The organism is Variovorax atrisoli, from assembly GCF_014195185.1.
In the GTDB taxonomy this organism is placed as follows: Bacteria; Pseudomonadota; Gammaproteobacteria; order Burkholderiales; family Burkholderiaceae_C; genus Variovorax; species Variovorax atrisoli.
Window position 1 is genome coordinate 498,122 of record NZ_JACIBG010000003.1, and the last position, 17,191, is coordinate 515,312.

Below are 17,191 nucleotides of genomic sequence, written 5' to 3' on the forward strand. Positions count from 1 at the left end.
CCAGCTCCACACGAACAGGAGACACCTTTTGAAGATCATCAAGCGAACGGAATCCCCCTTCCGCGACACCCCCGGCGGCATGGTGCTTGTCGCCACACGCGTGGCCAGCCAGCCACCCCAGTTCCCGCCGATCGAATTCGTTCACGAAGACCAGCAGGTCGAAGAGATCGAGCTCGGCCCCACCGGCTCCCTCTACAGCTTCACGATCGTCCACCCCGGCAAGGAGAAGCCGCCCTACGGCCTCGCCATGGTCGACTTCGCGCCCGGCGTGCGGGCGTTCGGGCGGCTGCTGTTCGGCACCGAGCCGCCGGCCATCGGCAGCCGCCTGCGGGTGGTGCCCTTCGCGTTGCCGGACAGCACGCCCGACTATGCCTTCAAGGAGTGATGCGAGATGAAGCAACCACTGATCACCGGGGTCGGCATTACGGACTTCGGCCGCTTTCCCGAACTGACCGAAGAAGCCATGGCCCAGGCAGCGATTCTCGATGCCCTTGCCGATGCCGGCACGCAGCTCTCGGAGGTGCAGGCGTTCTACTGCGGCAACGCGCTGGGGGCCATGCTGCCCGGCCAGCGTGCATTGCGCGAGCTGCATGCCGAGGGCGGTGCCGTCTACAACGTGGACAACGCCTGCTCCAGCGGCGCCACTGCGTTGAATCTTGCGCTGCAGGCGCTCAAGGTCGGCCAGTACGACACCGTGGTGGTGTTCGGCATGGACCACCTGAGCAGCCTTGGCGGTGGCCCGCTGCAGCTCAGCCAGAAGGACTGGAACAACCGACGCGGAATGATCATGCCGGCCCTGTATGCCATGCGCGCCAGGCGATACATGCACGACCACGGCCTCACGCTGGAGACGCTGGCAGACATCTCCGTCAAGAATCGAAAGCACGGCGTCCTGAATCCCGTCGCTACGTTCGCCAAGCTGGCGAGCCGCGAGGAGATTCTGGCGTCCCGCCCGGTGGCCGAGCCGCTCACGCTGCTCCAGTGCTGCCCCGCGGTGGTCGACGGGGCGGCGGCGCTAGTGCTCAGCACCAAGCCCTCCAGGGGCGTTGCAAAGCCGGTCCGGGTCCTGGCATCGGTGGTGCAGTCGGGCCTGTTCGAGACCGCACCGGTCGACATGACTGAGGCCGAGATCACCGCGCGCGCCGCCAGGCTGGCCTATGAACAGGCCGGCATCGGACCGCAGGATCTCAGCCTGCTGGAGGTGCACGACGCATTCACCATTTCCGAGCTGCTCTATTACGAGGCGCTTGGTCTTTGCAGCCGGGGCGAGGCGGCAAGCCTCCTGCAAAGCGGCGCGACCACGCTTGGCGGACGCGTGCCGGTCAACCCCAGCGGCGGACTGATCGCCAAGGGGCATCCGCCGGGAGCGACGGGCGTCGCACAGGTCGTGGAGGTCTGCGAGCAGCTGCAAGGCCGTGCCGGCGCACGGCAGGTGCGCGGAGCGCGCATCGGCCTCACGCAGGTGACCGGTGGCGGCATCTGGGGCGTGGACCACGCCGCCTGCTCCATCAACATTCTTTCGCTTTGATTGCAAGCATCATGAACCAGACAAGCACAACCACGCCGGCCTCGCTGCACGGCCTCGTTGCCGTCGTGACCGGTGGCGCCAAGGGCATCGGCCTCGGCATCGCCCGCGAGCTCGCACAAGCCGGATGCCGCATCGCGCTGTGGGACTTCGACGAGGCGGCGCTGCAGGCCGCCGAGCAGGCCCTTTCGGGCGAGGGCTTCGACGTGCGGACCTTCAAGGTCGACGTCAGCTCGGTGGAGCAGGTGGAGGCGACGGTGGCCCGGCTTCTCGCATCTCATGGCCGCATCGACATCCTGGTCAACAACGCAGGCATCGGCGGCGACAAGTTGGTCTCGAAGATGGATCTCGCGTTCTGGACCCGCGTGATCGAGGTCAACCTCCATTCGCAGTTCATCTGCTCGAGGGCGGTTTTGGCACAGATGGCGGAGAACCGGTTCGGCCGCATCATCAACATCGGCTCGCGCGCATGGCTGGGCAACCGCGGCCAGGCGGCCTACTCCGCCTCCAAGGGCGCGGTGGTGAGCCTGACGCGCTCGCTGGCGCTCGAATATGCGCGCAAGGGCATCACCGTGAACGCCATCGCGCCCGGCATCGTGGAGACGCCGCTGTTCGAAACACTGACCGAGGAGGTCCGGCAGGGGCTCCACAAGACCGTGCCGATGGAACGCATCGGCCAGCCGGAGGACATCGGCCGCGCCGTCCGGTTCTTCGCGGAACCCGGCTCGAGCTACGTCACCGGCCAGCTCCTGTACGTCTGCGGCGGGCGCAGCCTCGGCAGCCCCTCCGTATAGCGCGCCGACATCACGACATGAGCAATCCAACAAGACTGAAGATCGCATGCTCGCCAATGCATTGAGCGGTTTGAAAGTGATCGACTTCACGCAGGTGATGGCCGGTCCGACCTGCACGCTGTGCATGGCCGACCTGGGCGCCGACGTGGTGAAGGTCGAAGCGCCTGCAGGCGATCTCTCGCGGGCCCTTTCGCCCTGGGTGCGGGGCGAGGGGGTCGCCTTCATGGCGCTCAATCGCAACAAGCGCAGTGTCGTGCTCGACCTCAAGCACCCCGAGCACCTGCAGGCGGCGCAGGCGCTGGTCGCGCAGGCGGATGTGCTGGTCGAGAGCTTCCGCCCGGGCGTGATGGCGCGCCTCGGCCTGGACTACGCAACGGTGTCCGCGGGCAATCCGCGGCTCATCTACTGCTCGGTCTCGGCATATGGCCAGCACGGCGCCAGCAAGGATCTTCCCGGGGTCGACGGCGTGCTCCAGGCCGTGAGCGGCCTGATGAGCGTCACCGGCGCGCGCGACGGGGAGCCGTGCAAGGTGCCGGTGCCGGTGGTCGACCTGGTCACGGGGTCGCTGGCGACCATCGCAGTCCTGGCCGCCCTCTCGGACCGGCAACGCACGGGCCAGGGGCAGCACGTCGAAGCCAGCATGTTCGCAAGCGCCATCGCGCTTCAGCACGTGAGCTTCGCGTCCTACTTCGCGGACGGCCACGTGCCCGGGCCGCAGGGGCACGCCGCGCCGTATTCGACCCCGAACGAAGCCCTGCGCTGCGCCGACGGATGGATCATGGTGGCGGCCTATCACCCCGCACGGTGGCAGGCCCTGTGTGCCGCCATAGGCGCGCCTGAACTGGCCTGCGATCCACGCTTCGCCGACAACAAGGGCCGGCTCCAGCACCGCGAGACGCTGCTGCGCCTGCTCGAAGAGCGCATGCTCGCGCATCCCCGCGCCTTCTGGCTGGAGAAGTTCGCAGCCGTGGACATCATCTGCGGCCCCATCAACAACTATGCGGAGGTGGCGCAGTCCGCGCCCTTCCTCGAAGCGGCGCTCGCGGAGCAGCTGCAGCACCCGGTCGCCGGGTCGATGACGCTGCCACGCAGCGTCATCGGCGCGGTCGGGGAGCGGCCCCGGGCGCGACGCCCCGCCCCCACCCTGGGCCAGCACACCCGGGAGGTGCTGGCCGAGCTCGGCATGCCGGCCGCGGCCATCGATTCGGTGATCGCCCCCAGCCCTTCCCAGAACTGAAGCACAACCATGCCCATCGTCAAGAAAGTCCAGAACGGCGTCGCCGTCGTCACCCTGAATCGGCCCGAGGCCATGAACTCCATCGACCCGGAGTCGAACGAGCAATTGCTCGAGATCTGGGACGAGGTTTCGAACGACGAGGACGTCCGCGTGCTCGTCCTCACGGGTGCGGGAGAGCGCGCCTTCTGCACAGGCGCGGACCTCAAGAAGACCATGCCGCCCGCCGACAGCGCGGCGCGGCAGGTCTTTCGCTGCGGAACCGGACATTTCAACTTCGGCACGCTGCAGACCGACAAGCCCGTCATTGCCGCCATCAACGGTTACGCCCTGGGCGGCGGGCTGGAGCTGGCCTTGCTGGCGGACATTCGCATCTGCTCCGACAACGCACGCTTCGGTTTGCCGGAAGTGCGGGTTGGCAGCATCCCAGGCGCCGGTGGCACGCAGCGCCTGATCCGCGCGGTCGGCCAGTCGGACGCGATGTGGATGCTGCTCACCGGTGAACGCATCGACGCCGCGGAAGCGCTGCGGATCGGGTTGGTCAGCAAGGTGGTTCCCTTCTCCGAATTGCAGCAGGCAGCCCTGCAGCTCGCAGGCGCGATGGCAGCCAATGCCCCGCTGGCGATGACCGCCGCCAAGCGCCTGGCGATGAACGGACGCGAGCTGCCGCTAGCGGGCGGGCTGGCCCTGGAGCGCCAGGCCTTCGGGCTGCTCAGGGACAGCGAAGATCGGCTGGAGGGGCGCCGCGCCTTCGCCGAGAAGCGCCCTCCCGTGTTTCGCGGCCGCTGAAATGCCTCGCCCGCGAGACGGATGCGTTCTCTGGGCGAGCCTTCGATCTGCTCGCAAGCACGAGTCGACGCTCGAACAACCGATGTGAGCTTTCTCCTGGAGCATCCCGTGAATAAACCGCGTACCGCCTGGCTCAACAACCTCGCACTCATCGTTGCCGCGTTCGTCGGTGCATCACCGGCCATCGGGCAGCAAGCCGGCCGCCCACCCGCCAAGATCTTGGTCGGCTTCTCGCCCGGTGGCACGCTCGACGTGGTGACGCGCGCGCTTGCCGATCAATTGCATGGCCCGCTCGATCGCACTGTGGTGGTGGAGAACAAGCCGGGCGCAGGCGGGAAGATCGCGATCGATGCGATGCGCGCCGCTCCCACCGACGGCAGCGTGGCCATGCTGTGCCCCGACTTTCTCGCATCGATCTACCCCTTCGTCTTCAACAAGCTCAACTACGACCCGCAGAGGGACATCCTGCCGGTGTCGACGGTGGTCGAGTTCCCGATGGCACTGGCCGTGCCCTCCTCCTCGCCCGTCAAGACCTTCGCCGAATACGCCCAATGGGTGCGTACGCACCCGGAGAAAGCCAACTTCGGCCACGCGGCATCGGGCGGTCCGACGCACTTCCTGGGACTTCAGATCGCCAGGATTATCGGCACACCGCTGCAGGACATACCGTTCCAGGGCGCAGCGCCGATGATCGTGAACCTGACGGGCGCCAATGTCGCGGCGGGCACGTCCACGGTCGGAGACTTTGCGCAGCACCACAACGCCGGCAAGCTGCGCGTGCTGGCCGTCACCTCCGCACAACGCTCGCCGCTGCTGCCGAACGTGCCGACCTTTGGCGAACTCGGCCGCAAGGAACTCACCGCAGTCGGCGTACTGGCCATATGCCTGGCCCCCGGCACGCCCGCGGCCGTAGTCTCCGAATGGAGCACCGCCGTGCGCAAGGCGGCTTCCACCGAGCAGTTCGCGAGCAAGGTCCGCATGCTCGGCTTCATGAACACGGGAAGCTCGCCCGCCGAAGCGCGCGCCAGGTTCGACGAAATGCGCGGGTTCTGGGAACCGGTCGTCAAGGCCTCAGGATTCAAGGCCGATTAGCGCGATGACGCGACCGCGCGCTCCCCGCGGCGCGCCTAGCGCACCGAGCGGATCCAATCCCGAAAAAGCCGGACCGGTGCCGTGGCCGCTTTCAAAGGGTCGCAGACGAGGTAGTAACCGAGCTCCGTCCTGGCGACATGGTCCACCGCAACCACGAGGCGCCCGGTGCGCAGGTCATCTTGCACGTAGGCCCGCTGCGCCATTGCCACGCCCAGGCCATCCGCTGCGGCCTGATAGCACAACGCAGCATTCGCCAACGCGATTCCCGGCAGGCATGGGGTATCCGACAGGCCGGCCGAGCCGAGCCACAGCGGCCAGGCCTGCGGGCGCAGCATGGAGTGCAGCAGTTCGGCCCGCAGCAGATCGCCAGGCACCTGGAACTGCCCCGCCAGGGCGGGTGCGCAGACCGGGACGAATTCGTCGTCGAACAGGTGGTCGAGCTCCACATCGGCCCACTCGCCCATGCCGTGCCGGATTGCGCAGTCGGCGCCTTCAAGTCGGACGTCATCCGCGAGTGCGATCGTCGCGATCTCCAGGCCGATGTCGGGATGAAGCGCATGGAAGCCGTGAAGGCGGGGAACCAGCCAGCGGATGGCGATGCTCGGAGGCACCTTGAGGCGGAGCCGTTTCTCCCGCTGGCTGTCGGCCAGGTCGCCCAGCGCGTCGTGCAGGCGATCGAAGGCGTCGCAGACGCGGGTGGCGAGTCGTTCTCCCACTGCGGTGAGTTCGATCTCGCGACCGGCCCTCTGGAACAGCTGCACGCCCAGCCCCGCTTCCAGCAGCTTGATCTGCTGGCTCACGGCCCCGGGAGTGACGTGGAGCAATTGAGCGGCTCGCGACACCCCCTTGGCCCGATACACCGCATCGAACGCACGCAGCGGGCTCAGGAGCGCGCGAAGGTTCTGCATGACAGGATTGAAATTTCCGGCAAACTCAGCGCTCCCTGAAGAGGCAAACTGCTTGTCTCGGCACTCGCACGCATCGGCTTCAGCATTTCTGGATGCCGATGGTGCGGTTCAGAAGGTCCTCTTCTTCGCGCAGGGCCGACGCGGAGCCGGAATAAGCGGCGACGCCCCGCTCCAGCACGATGACGTTCGTGGAGAAGTCGAGAACGACGTCGACGTGCTGCTCCACGAGGACGCAGCCGACTCCGAGCTGGTCGCTCATCCGGACGATGGCGTCCATCAGTTCCTCTCGCACCATCGGAGCGAGGCCCTCCAGCGGCTCGTCGAGCAGCAGTATGCGCGGCTGGCCGACGAGTGCCCGTGCCACGGACAGCATCTGCTGCTCGCCGCCCGACAGCTGCGTGCCACCGTTGCGCCGCCGCTCCTTGAGCCGCGGGAACAGTGCATAGACCGGCGGCAGGGCCACGCCGGCCGAGCGTCCCTGCAGGCCCGACAGCAGGTTCTCCTCTACCGTCAGCGAAGGAAAGATGTCGCGGCTCTGCGGCACGTAGCCGAGCCCTGCCCGTGCGCGCGCATACGTGGTAGCCCCGCCGATGTCGTTGCCGCCGAAGTGGATACGACCCTGCATCAGGTCGGCCAGGCCGATCGCGGTTGCCAGCGTAGTGGTCTTGCCGGCGCCGTTGCGCCCGATGAGGCCCAGACGCTCGCCTTCGCGCACGCTGAAGCTGAGATGCTCGACGACCGGCACGCCGCCGTAGCCGGTCGTGACATCGTCGAACCGGAGTTCAATAGGGAGCTTGGGCATGGCCGTCTCGTCCGAAGTAGATTTGCTTGACTTGTTCGTTGGCGGCGACCTCCTGCGGCGTGCCCTCGACCATCACCGCACCGGCAACGAGCACGATGATGTGTGAGGCGAAGCGGAACACCAGGTCCATGTCGTGCTCGATGAGCAGCACGGACAGTTCCTTCGGCAGGCTTTCGATGGCGTCCATGATGCGGCCGCCTTCTCCTTGCGGCACACCCGCGCCGGGCTCGTCCAGCAGCAGCACCTGCGGCTTCATCGCGAGCGCCAGGGCGATCTCCGCAAGCCGCTGTTCCCCGAGCGCGAGGTGTCCTACCACCCGGTTCGCGTAGGGATGCAGGCCCAGCATGCCGAGCGTCTCGTGAACCTCGTCGCGAACACGCGCCGAACGCGCCTGCGAGGGCCACCACTGCATCGAGGCCCGCAGCCGCTGCAGCACCGCGACCCTGACGTTCTCCGCCACGGTGAGGTCCTTGAACAGGCGGCTGATCTGGAACGTGCGGACGATGCCGCTGCGCACGCGTGCGTACTGCGGCAGCTGGACGATCGAGCAGCCGTCCAACCGGATATCGCCCGACTGCGGGCGCATCGCTCCACTCAGCAGGTTGACCAGCGTCGTCTTGCCGGCCCCGTTGGGACCGATCAGCGCCGTGCGTGCACCCTGCGGTAGGGACAGCGTGACGTTCTGCGTGACCGCCAGACCTCCGAAGGAATGGCAGAGATTCTGGGTTTGCAACCGGTGGGTCATCGGCCTCCCCCGCTGCGGCCCGGCCGCCTGGCGAATGCCACGGCCCGGTCAAGAAGCCCGATCAGGCCTTCCGGCAGAACGATGAGCACGACGATCAACATCGACCCGATGACGAACAGCCAGTGATACGGGTTCAAGGTCGACGCGATGTGGTGGATGGTCATGTACGCGACGGTGCCGAGCACCGCACCCGCCAGGCGGCGCGTGCCGCCCAGCACGATCATGACCACCACACCCGCGGACGTCGTGAAGTCCAGCATGGAGAGATTGGCCACCTTGCTGGTCTGTGCCGTCAGTGCGCCCGCGAGCCCCGCCACGACGCCGCCCACGGTGTAGACGGCCAACAGGTGCAGGTACACGCGCCCGCCCAGCGCCTGGACGCGCCCCGGGTCCTGCCGTATGGCCCTGGCCGTCAGGCCGAAGGGCGATTCGACCAGGTTGCGCACCAGGAAGTAAACCAGCACCAGCGCGCCGAGCGCGTAGAAATAGCCGGTGTGGCCCATGAAGTTGAACTCCCAGATGCCGAACAGCGGCGCAACCTCGAAGCCGGCAAGTCCGTCGTCGCCGCCGGTGAGCCACCTGGCCCAGTTGGCGAGCTCGAGCAGCAGCTGCGCCACGGCGATGGTGAGCATCACCAGCGTGAGCTTGGTCGAGCGCAGCATGACGGCACCGCTCAGCAGCGCGATCAGCCCTCCGCCCAGGCCGCCGAGTAGTAGCCCGGCGATGGGATCGGTCGTCAGGTACAGCGCGGTCCAGCCCGCGACATAGGCGCCGGTGCCGTACAGCGCGGCCTGGCCCAGGGTCGCGATGCCCGCCTGTCCGAGCACGAGGCTCAGCGACAGTGCAAAGATCGACATCGTGGCCATGTTGGTCAGCAATCCGAGGTCCTGCGGGAACAGCGCGAAAGCCAGCAGCCCCGCGAGCATCAGCACGATCTCGGCGCGCAACTGCTTCCACGGGCGCAAGCGCGCCGGCGCAGCCATTGCCATGGGTGGAATCACCGCGCTCATGCCTGCCTCCCGAACAGCCCCTGCGGGCGGACCAGCAAGACGATGATCATCGTCAGGAAAAAGGCAGCCGATGCGAGCTGCGGAACCATGTATTTCATCGAGGTCTCCACGATGCCGAGCAGCAACGCTGCGAAGAAAGAGCCGAACAGATTTCCGTTGCCTCCCACGGCGACGACGGCCAGGAGGATCACGAGGTACTTGGAGGCGTAGGTCGGCTCCATCGGCAGCATCTCTGCACCGGCGATGCCGCCCAGCGCCGCGAGCGCGGCACCGATCGCGAAGGTGGCCGCATAGATCCTGGTCGTGTCGATGCCGATGGCCCGGGCGATCGGCGCGTTGTCGACCGCGGCGCGCACCCGGATGCCGAAGGAAGACCGGTCCACGCTCAGCCACAGGACGCCGACGACCACGAGCCCGCAGGCGACGACGATGAGCCGGTGCCGGGGAATGGAGCGAAACCCCAGGTCCACAGAGCCGCCGAATGCCTCGGGAAGCGCGACGGATGTCACCGACGATCCGAACATCAGGTTGACCGCCGCCGTCGCGACGAACATCAGGCCGATGGTCACGAGCATCTGGTCGAGATCGTCGCGCCGGTAGAAACGGCGCAGCAGGATGCGCTCGAAAAGCACCGCCACCAGGGCCACGATGGCGATCGCCAGAATGAAACCCAGCCCGATGGGCACGCCCAAGCGCTGCGGAATGCTGGCCGCGAGAAAGCCGCCGAGCATCGCGAAGGCACCATGGGCCAGATTCACCACCCGCATCAGGCCCATGGTCATCGACAGGCCCACGGTGATCATGAACAGGATCATGGCGTACGTGATCCCGTCGACCAGGATGCTGCTGAGAAGCGCAACGGACATGCTGCAGCCTCTTCCTACTTGGTTGCGTTCTGGATGCGGCCGTAGTCGGGCTGCATCTCGAAGGTGCGGAACTCGCGATTGACGAAGCGCCCGGCCGCATCCTTCTCGACCACCCGCATGTAGACGTTCTGCACGAACTCGCGGGAGGCGGGGTCGATCTTCACCGGGCCACGCGGGCTTTCCCAGGAAAAGCCCTTGGCGGCGGCAATGGCCTTGGGCCCGTCGCGCTTGCCATCGGTCGCCTTGACCATGTGATAGATCACATGCAGGCCGTCGTACGCATTCGCGAGCTGGACGGTCGGGATGGCCTTGGGTGCCACTTCGGCCAAGGCCTTGACGGCGGCATTGCTCAGCGGCGAGTTGTGCGTCGCCGAATAGAACATGCCGGTCTCGATTCCCAGCAGTTCGGGGCCGATCGCGCGCAGTTGGTCTTCATCCGTCTCGCCCGTGCCCAGGAAGCGCACGCCCGCGGCCCTCAACCCCGCTTCGTTGTAGGCCTTGACCATCGCGTAGGTGGCCGGCCCCCCCGGACCGAAGACGTAGAGCGCATCGGGCTTGAGCGCCTTCACGCGCTGCATCAGGGGGCCGAAGTCCGTCGTCTTCAGCGGCGCACGGATTGCTTCGAGCAGCTTGCCGCCGCCGGCGACGAAAGCGGTGTTGAAGGCCTTCTCGGCGTCGAGGCCTGGGCCGAAGTCGCTGACCAGCGACACGACGTTCCTCACGTTCTTCTCGAGCGCGTACTTCGCCACCGGCACCGCCATCTGCGGCAGTGTGTACGAGGTGCGCAGCAGGTAGTCAGACTTCTCGAGAAGCGACGAGGTCGACGCATTGAAGATCACGACGGGCACCTTCGCCTCCTGTGCGAGTGCGGCGACAGCCAAGGTATCGGGCGTGAAATACAGGCCGGCGATGTACTGGGCGCCTTCCTTGATGATGAGCTCCTGGGCCAATGCCTTGGCCTGCGCGGGATTGATGTCCGGCAGGTCGCGGTAGATGACCTCGATCGTGTGTCCGCCCGCAGTGGTGCCGTTAAGCTTCTGATAGGCCTTGGTCGCACCCTCCCAGGTCTGCCCCACCGCGGAGAACGGTCCGGACATGGGTGCGATCACACCCACCTTGACGACGTCGGCGCGGCTTTGGAAGGCGAGCGTCGCGAGTGAGACCGCCATCGCGGCAATGAGTTTGAGGGTCATCTTCTTCTCCAGGTAGGGTCGCTGGCAGGGCATGCGCCCGGGTTTTGACGAGAGGTGGGTCGGGAATCGTGGGGCGCGGCCAGGCTTCAGGCCGGGACGCCGCGCGGCTGCGCTGCTTCGGTCGCCTGCAGTGCGGCGTCGCGGGGCATCAGGGTCGCGTACTTCTGGTCCATGTCGAAGAGGTTGGCCTCGTGCGCCTGCAGCGACCGGTCGCCCACGCAGTCCGTGACGACCAGGGGGCGAAAGCCGTGGCACATGGCATCGACCACGCTGGCACGGACACACCCACTGGTGGTGCATCCCGCGATCAGCAAGGTCTGCACGCCGCGTTCCGACAACCAAGACGCCAGCGAGGTGCCAAAGAAGGCCGACGGATGGATCTTGCGCAGCACCAGCTCGCCGCTGCGCGGCTGCAGTTGCGCGACGATCTGGCTTTGCGGCGCGTCCTCGCGCAGGGCGAGGATGGGCGGCACCTTGAGCGCGAAGATGTTGGCGTCAGCGCCGTCGTCCTGGTACACGACCCGCGTGTGGACGATGGGCCATCCGCGCTCGCGCGCGGCGGCCAGCAGGCCGCGAGCGCATTCGATGGCCGGCTCGATGTTGCCGCCGCCGAACGTGAGCGGATCGGCGAATCCGTTGACGAAGTCGATGATCAGCAGGCCGTACGGCGCCTTCGGCGCGACGGCATTGCCGAAGCCCTGCTTCTGGTAGATCTCCGGATCGGCGCTCATCGGAAGGCCTCGTCGATGACCTTGCCGTCGCGAACCACGACGACGTCGTCGAGCTCCACCGTGCAGTTGCGCAAGGGAATGTCCAGGTGGCAGGGCGTGGTGCGAGGCCCTCCGGCCTCGTTGTTGGGGCCCAGCGAGAACAGGAAGTTGCCTTCGAACGCACGCGCGTCCTGCCCGGACGTGGCTTCGCGGTCCACCAGCGACAGCGTGTGCCAATAGCAGCGCGGCTGCATCCCCCAGCCGATGTGCGCGATGGCGTAGGCCTCGGGGTCCTTGTAGGCCTCCATGAACTCGCGCAGCAAGGCGGCGTCGATGTCACCCTCGATGCTGCGCACGAAGCCTTCGCGCAGATGCATGGTGATCTTGTCCGAGACATAGTTCTTCTGCGGCAGCAGGATGTCGCCGCGGTCGATCACGATGGTGCCGTCGCTGCCGCCTTCATTGGCGAAGGTGAAGAGGAAGCCGCTGGGCCAATGGTCCCAGCGCCCGGGCTCCTCGCAGAAGCCGTACTCGGAGATGGTCGGGTAGTCGCCGAGCTTGAAAGTCACGTCCGTGCCGGCCGGCGAGGTCACGTGCATCTTCCTGGCGGCCTTGAGCAGCTTCGATGCGGCAAGCACGCGCTCGCGATCGGCCTCGGTGGGCACCGCCCGCACCAGCACCTCAGGCGGCTCGACGGCCAGGAGGATCTTCGTCCCCGACTCGAGGATCTCCATCTGCTCGGGAGAGAACAGCAGCAGCATCAGGTCCAGCACGATGTCGCTGTTCTTCATCGCCGCGAGCGCAACCGGATTGTTGGTGAGCGGCGTCTCGCCCAGGTAGTTCATCAGGTCCCGGCTGGGGGCCTTCTCGGCGTTGATGGGCTGCAGCTCGATTCTGGTGACGACCGCGCCCGCGGCCTGGGCTGCAATCGTCGCGGTCTGAAGCGTCTGCGGATGGGTGTGGGGGCCGCACAGGATCGAGACCTTCTGGCCCGGCTCCACCTTGCTGAGCTTCAGAACCTCGTTCCAGGCCTTGACCATCTGGTAATCGCTGACTGGCATGTTTCGTCCTTTGTTTGAAAAGTTCAGATCTGCAGGAGCGCAAGGTCCTGCGGGCTGCCGAGCTTGAAGAGCCGGCGCGCATTGCCGTGGCACACCAGCTCGCGGGTGCGCGCGTCGAGCGGCGCCTGCTCGATGAAGGCGCAGGCCTCGGCGGTGGACTCGTAGGGGTAATCCACGGAGAAGAGCACGGCATGGGCGCCGAGCTCGCCGATGGCGCCCAGCAGTGCCGGCGCGGAGCACACCCCGGACGTCGTGATCAGGATGTTGCTGCCGATGTACTCGCTGGGCTTGCGGGCCAGCTTGATGCCCGAGGGATACGCGGCGAAGCGGCTGTCGATGCGCCAGCGTTGATACGGCAGGGCCTCGCCCATGTGGCCCAGCAGCAAGGTCAGTCGCGGGAAGCGGTCGAACACCCCGCCGAACAGCAGGCGCAAGGCGTGCCCTGCCGTTTCCACGCCCCATCCCCAGGCAGCTCCCTGGAGCACCGGCATGCCTTCGAGCAGCGCAGGTGGCTGGCTGAACGCGTTGGGGTGCAGGTAGATGGGCACGCCGAGCGCCTGCGCGCGCTCCCAGAACACGTCGAATTCGCTGCCCTCGTAATAGCGCCCCAGGGTGTGGCCATTGATCATGGCCCCCTTGAAGCTGTGCTCGACGACCGTGCGCTCCAGCTCTCGCGCCGCCTCGGTCGGATCCTGCAGCGCAACGTGGGCAAAGGCGCCGAAGCGCTGTGGATGGCGCGCCACGCGCTCGGCGAGGAACTCGTTGTTCTCGCGTGCGCGCCGCACGGCGGTGGTTCTATCCACCTCGGCCTGTACGCCGGGCATCGTCTGCGACAGCACGGCGTATTCGATGTTGCCGGCATCCATCTCGGCGAGGCGCCGGTCGTCGAAGTCGCTCAGCCTGGCGTCGAGCCGGGCCACGAAGTCGACCGGCAGCGCGCGCGTGTACTTGGCGGAGTACGCATCGAAGCCGGGGGCGGAGAAGTGCTCTTCGAGCGCGATCTTGGGAGTTCGATTCATCATTGTCCTCATCGGGTTCAGACCGGGTAGGCCAGGGCTGTGTCAAGAATCTCGGTGTCGTGCACCACTTCGCGGCTGGCGATGAGCAGCCTTGCGCCTTCGCGCACGAAACGGTCGTGGTAGATGCCCGCGAGATGCACGGTGGAAGGCCCCTCGACGAGGGTCTGCATCAGGATGAAGGGGGTCTGCGAGCTGACCGTGTCGCCCGTCTCCCGCAGCACCCGCGTGATGCCCAGGACATGCAGCATGTGCCGGGGCGCGAACATCTGCGAGTGCGCCACGGCGAGCGCGCGGTCGGTGATCATGTCCAGGCCCTCGCAGTACACGAGCCCCACCGGCATGTTCAGCAGCGCGTTCTGGCGCGAGGTGATCCGGTACGTCGCTTCCTTGCTGAAGAACTCGGGCCAACGCTCGACGTCATTGGCATCGAGCGCGGCGCAGTACTCGACATGAAAGGAGTCGATCTCGGCGCGCAGTTCGGCCGCGCGAAGGGGCAACACCACAGAGCTGGCGTAGGCGAGTTGCTCCCTCATGCTGCGTTCTCCGCGACACGGATGCCCATGACGGCCCGGTAGTACTCGTAGAGCGACCGGATGCACGACTCCGAGATCAGGTTGCGTGCCGTGCCCTGATGGCCGGCATCAAGCTTGACGACGTTGTTGTCCGTGGACGAATTGCGGATGCCCTCCTGCACGAACTTCAGCGCCTCGTTGTCCTCGAGGCCGAGGAAGCCCGACGGCCCCATCAGGTTGCCCTGGCGCAGGCGGTGCCGCGTCATTTCCGGCGTGTCGTCCTCATAACCGAACATGGTCCACTGCATCACCATGCTGTTCGGGCCATTCGGGATGATCTGGCGCACACCCATCGTGTTCATCTGGCGCTGCACGATCAGGTTCGGCCACATGGTCATCATGTTGGCGGACCAGGGGGAGTCGAACTCGCGCACATAGTCCAGGAACCGCTCGTCGCGCAGCCGGAGGTTGTCGCTGAACGACCGCATCTCCGCCTTGTCGTCGGCGGCGACGGTGGCATAGACCTGGTCGGGCTTGGACGACGCCATGTAGCCGTGGCGGCCATGTTCCTTGTCCGCGAAGACGATCGACTTGATGCCCGGCACGAGAAGGCCGAACACCACAAGGAACGAGTGCAGCAGCGTTGCGTGGTACGGATCCTTGAGGTTCTCGTGGTACATCTTCCAGTTGCACGGAAGCTCGTTGCGGCAGTAGCCCAGGATCCTGAGTTTCTTGCCCGAGAAGGGAACGTCGAACTCCTCGACGATCTCCTTGGTCATGTACTCTTCCAACGGCGGAGTGTTGTCGGAGTAGGTGGCGAACACCACGCCGTTGCGCGTCGCCACGCGCAGCTGGCGGGTACCGTGCTCCGCGTTCTTGAAGTCCGGCGGCATGCCGCCGATCTTGTTGATTCCGCGCTTGAACGGAACGCCCTGCAAATTGCCCTTGAGGTCGTACGACCACTGGTGGTAGGGGCAGACGAACTCCTTGGCGTTGCCGTGGCTGGAGCGGCAGAATTCGGCACCGCGGTGGGCGCAGCGGTTCTCGAAGACGGAGATCGTGTTGTCTTCCGCGCGAACAATCACTACCGCGGTGGCACCTACATAGCCGCGTTTGTAGTCGCCAGGGTTCGGAATTTCGGCTTCCAGGGCGACAAAGTTCCAGGTGTCCCCACGGAAGATGCGCTCGATCTCCTGGTCATAGATGGCTTGGCTGGTGTACACCCAATCGGGGATGTTGTTGAGCGCGTCGGCGGGCCAGACGCACTGCTCCAGGGGCGGGTTCTTTCGGGCATTGGTGATGCCGATGACCGCCTGCGATTGATACATGGAAAGCTCCTTGGCTCTGAGAGGTGGTTAAACGGTGGCAGCGGCGCCGGCCTGCATCTGCCTGGCCCAGGCGCGCAGGTTGGTGGCGTTCAGCGGGAAGTCGTCGAGCGGCACGGGCAGCCCCTTTTCGAAGAGCGGACGAATGGCGCGCAGATCGGCGCCCGCATTCAGGGCAACGCCATGAAGCGGAACGCCGCCCCGATGGCCGATCCACAGCGCTTTGCCGGAGGCCGGATCGCCTCGACGCAGGTAGTCCAGACCCGGCGCCGGCAATCCGAGCATCTGGATGTTGTGTTTGCCCTGGTCGGTCCAGAACCAGGGAACCGCTGGCGCGGGAATGGGCACGCCGAGCATGGCTGCAGCTGCGGTGCGTGCTTGGTCGTTGGCGTTCTGCCACGACTCCAATCGCGCGGGCGCCGTCTGTCCGGGGCGCTGCTGGCTGGTGCAGTCGCCGCATGCGAAGACGCGCTCGTCGCTGGTGCGGCACTGCGCGTCGACCAGGACGCCGCCGCCCGCCGCAATCGCCAAGCCCGCATCGCGGGCCAGCGAATCATTGGGCGAGAGGCCGACGGCGACGACGACTTCATCCACCTCCAGATCGCCCGCATCGGTGACCAGCCGCATGCGACCGCCAGGCATCGAATAGATGCCGCCGAGAAAGGTCCCGAGCAGCAGCCGTACACCGGCCTCGCGCAGCCCGGATTCGAGCCACGTCGACGCCTCTGGCGGCAGGAAGCGATCGAGCAAGGATGTCGCGCGCTCGAGCACTGTCACCGCCGCGCCTATCGACATCGCAGCGTGAGCGATCTCGAGGCCGAGGAAGCCGCCACCCAGAATGGCGACTCGCGGTTTGCCATGAAGGGCGGCGCGCAGCCTGCGCGCATCGTCCAGCGTGCGCACGTAGTGCACGTGCGGATGGCCAGCTGGAGCCGATGTCAGCGTGTTCGCCTCCCCACCCGTGGCAAGAAGGCACGTGTCGTAGGCGAGCATCTGGCCAGCGGCAAGGCGGACCTGCCGCTTCGAGACATCCAGGCCGACCGCATCGCTGCCTCTCAGCAAGTCGATGTCGCCGAGTGCCCAGACCTCCTGCGCCAGAACGTCGAGACAGGGCTCTTGCGCTGCCACCAGAACGGCCTTCGACAACGGCGGCCGCTCATACGGCTTGTGGCGCTCCCGCCCCACCATCGTGATGCCGCCGCGAAAGCCCAGTTCGCGCAGCGCACGTGCCGCAACTGCGGCCGCCTGGCCCGCGCCGATGATGAGAACGCCGGGCGACGTCATTTGGCTTCGGGCGACAACACATAGATGTCGTCGCCTTCCCGCTTGACGGGATGGGTGCGCAGATCCACGGTAACCGGCGTGCACATCGCCTTGCCCGTACGAATGTCGAAGCGGCCCTGGTGCAGCGGGCATTCCACGCAGCCGTCCTCCACATAGCCTTCCGAGAGCAGCGCAGTGGCATGCGTGCACATGCTGTCCGTGGCAAAGAACTCGCCGTCGATACGAAAGAGCGCGACACCTTGGCCCGCGACATTGACGGTCTTCGCTTCGTCGTTACTCAGCTCTTGCGCTGAAGCGACCTTGATCCATTCCATGATTCCAT

At 66.4% G+C, this 17,191-nt stretch carries 19 protein-coding genes; 6 read left to right on the top strand and 13 right to left on the bottom strand.

Annotated elements, in window-relative coordinates:
* The first annotated feature begins 28 nt into the window (after positions 1-28).
* The 6 genes from FHY06_RS13495 to FHY06_RS13520 all read left to right on the top strand — a co-directional run bounded on the left by FHY06_RS13495 (position 29) and on the right by FHY06_RS13520 (position 5,434).
* Positions 29-385 carry a Zn-ribbon domain-containing OB-fold protein gene (locus FHY06_RS13495; protein WP_260310348.1) on the top strand — a complete coding sequence of 119 codons (357 nt, stop codon included), beginning with the start codon at positions 29-31 and terminating at the stop codon, positions 383-385.
* 6 nt (positions 386-391) lie between these two features.
* Entirely contained in the window at positions 392-1,528 is a 1,137-nt protein-coding gene (locus FHY06_RS13500; RefSeq protein ID WP_184605453.1) for a thiolase family protein, read from the top strand.
* 11 nt (positions 1,529-1,539) lie between these two features.
* Entirely contained in the window at positions 1,540-2,319 is a 780-nt protein-coding gene (locus tag FHY06_RS13505) for an SDR family NAD(P)-dependent oxidoreductase (RefSeq protein WP_184605454.1), read from the top strand.
* A 46-nt stretch (positions 2,320-2,365) separates the two neighbouring features.
* Positions 2,366-3,556 (top strand): CaiB/BaiF CoA transferase family protein, encoded by a 1,191-nt coding sequence (locus FHY06_RS13510; protein WP_184605455.1) that lies wholly within the window; start codon positions 2,366-2,368, stop codon positions 3,554-3,556.
* A 9-nt stretch (positions 3,557-3,565) separates the two neighbouring features.
* Positions 3,566-4,342, top strand: a complete 777-nt coding sequence (locus FHY06_RS13515) for an enoyl-CoA hydratase/isomerase family protein (RefSeq protein ID WP_184605456.1) — start codon at positions 3,566-3,568, stop codon at positions 4,340-4,342.
* 108 nt (positions 4,343-4,450) lie between these two features.
* Positions 4,451-5,434: a Bug family tripartite tricarboxylate transporter substrate binding protein gene (locus FHY06_RS13520; protein WP_184605457.1), complete on the top strand. Its 984-nt coding sequence runs from the start codon at positions 4,451-4,453 to the stop codon at positions 5,432-5,434.
* 35 nt (positions 5,435-5,469) lie between these two features.
* Here FHY06_RS13520 and FHY06_RS13525 read toward each other — a convergent pair whose 3' ends face one another.
* The 13 genes from FHY06_RS13525 to FHY06_RS13585 all read right to left on the bottom strand — a co-directional run bounded on the left by FHY06_RS13525 (position 5,470) and on the right by FHY06_RS13585 (position 17,183).
* Positions 5,470-6,342 carry a LysR substrate-binding domain-containing protein gene (locus FHY06_RS13525; RefSeq protein WP_184605458.1) on the bottom strand — a complete coding sequence of 291 codons (873 nt, stop codon included), beginning with the start codon at positions 6,340-6,342 and terminating at the stop codon, positions 5,470-5,472.
* Between the two features lie 79 nt (positions 6,343-6,421).
* Positions 6,422-7,144 carry an ABC transporter ATP-binding protein gene (locus FHY06_RS13530; RefSeq protein WP_184605459.1) on the bottom strand — a complete coding sequence of 241 codons (723 nt, stop codon included), beginning with the start codon at positions 7,142-7,144 and terminating at the stop codon, positions 6,422-6,424.
* Positions 7,125-7,889, bottom strand: coding sequence for an ABC transporter ATP-binding protein (locus FHY06_RS13535; RefSeq protein ID WP_184605460.1), 765 nt, complete (start codon positions 7,887-7,889; stop codon positions 7,125-7,127). The genes FHY06_RS13530 and FHY06_RS13535 overlap by 20 nt, the downstream gene beginning before the upstream one ends.
* Positions 7,886-8,899: a branched-chain amino acid ABC transporter permease gene (locus FHY06_RS13540; RefSeq protein ID WP_184605461.1), complete on the bottom strand. Its 1,014-nt coding sequence runs from the start codon at positions 8,897-8,899 to the stop codon at positions 7,886-7,888. The genes FHY06_RS13535 and FHY06_RS13540 overlap by 4 nt, the downstream gene beginning before the upstream one ends.
* Complete coding sequence (locus FHY06_RS13545) at positions 8,896-9,765, bottom strand: branched-chain amino acid ABC transporter permease (protein ID WP_184605462.1); 870 nt, start codon at positions 9,763-9,765, stop codon at positions 8,896-8,898. The genes FHY06_RS13540 and FHY06_RS13545 overlap by 4 nt, the downstream gene beginning before the upstream one ends.
* Before the next feature lie 14 nt (positions 9,766-9,779).
* Positions 9,780-10,958: an ABC transporter substrate-binding protein gene (locus FHY06_RS13550; protein ID WP_184605463.1), complete on the bottom strand. Its 1,179-nt coding sequence runs from the start codon at positions 10,956-10,958 to the stop codon at positions 9,780-9,782.
* An 86-nt stretch (positions 10,959-11,044) separates the two neighbouring features.
* A complete protein-coding gene (locus FHY06_RS13555; protein WP_184605464.1) occupies positions 11,045-11,689 on the bottom strand; it encodes an isochorismatase family protein in 645 nt (214 codons plus the stop codon).
* Entirely contained in the window at positions 11,686-12,729 is a 1,044-nt protein-coding gene (locus FHY06_RS13560) for a 2,5-dihydroxypyridine 5,6-dioxygenase NicX family protein (RefSeq protein ID WP_184605465.1), read from the bottom strand. The genes FHY06_RS13555 and FHY06_RS13560 overlap by 4 nt, the downstream gene beginning before the upstream one ends.
* Before the next feature lie 23 nt (positions 12,730-12,752).
* The gene (locus FHY06_RS13565; protein ID WP_184605466.1) at positions 12,753-13,748 is read right to left on the bottom strand and encodes an amidohydrolase family protein; all 996 of its coding nucleotides are present in this window, start codon (positions 13,746-13,748) and stop codon (positions 12,753-12,755) included.
* Between the two features lie 17 nt (positions 13,749-13,765).
* Positions 13,766-14,281: an aromatic-ring-hydroxylating dioxygenase subunit beta gene (locus FHY06_RS13570; protein ID WP_184605467.1), complete on the bottom strand. Its 516-nt coding sequence runs from the start codon at positions 14,279-14,281 to the stop codon at positions 13,766-13,768.
* Entirely contained in the window at positions 14,278-15,588 is a 1,311-nt protein-coding gene (locus FHY06_RS13575) for an aromatic ring-hydroxylating oxygenase subunit alpha (protein ID WP_184605468.1), read from the bottom strand. Before FHY06_RS13575 ends, FHY06_RS13570 begins: the two co-directional genes overlap by 4 nt.
* Positions 15,589-15,615: 27 nt before the next feature.
* Entirely contained in the window at positions 15,616-16,869 is a 1,254-nt protein-coding gene (locus FHY06_RS13580) for an NAD(P)/FAD-dependent oxidoreductase (RefSeq protein WP_184605469.1), read from the bottom strand.
* A complete protein-coding gene (locus tag FHY06_RS13585; protein WP_184605470.1) occupies positions 16,866-17,183 on the bottom strand; it encodes a non-heme iron oxygenase ferredoxin subunit in 318 nt (105 codons plus the stop codon). Before FHY06_RS13585 ends, FHY06_RS13580 begins: the two co-directional genes overlap by 4 nt.
* Positions 17,184-17,191 lie beyond the last annotated feature (8 nt).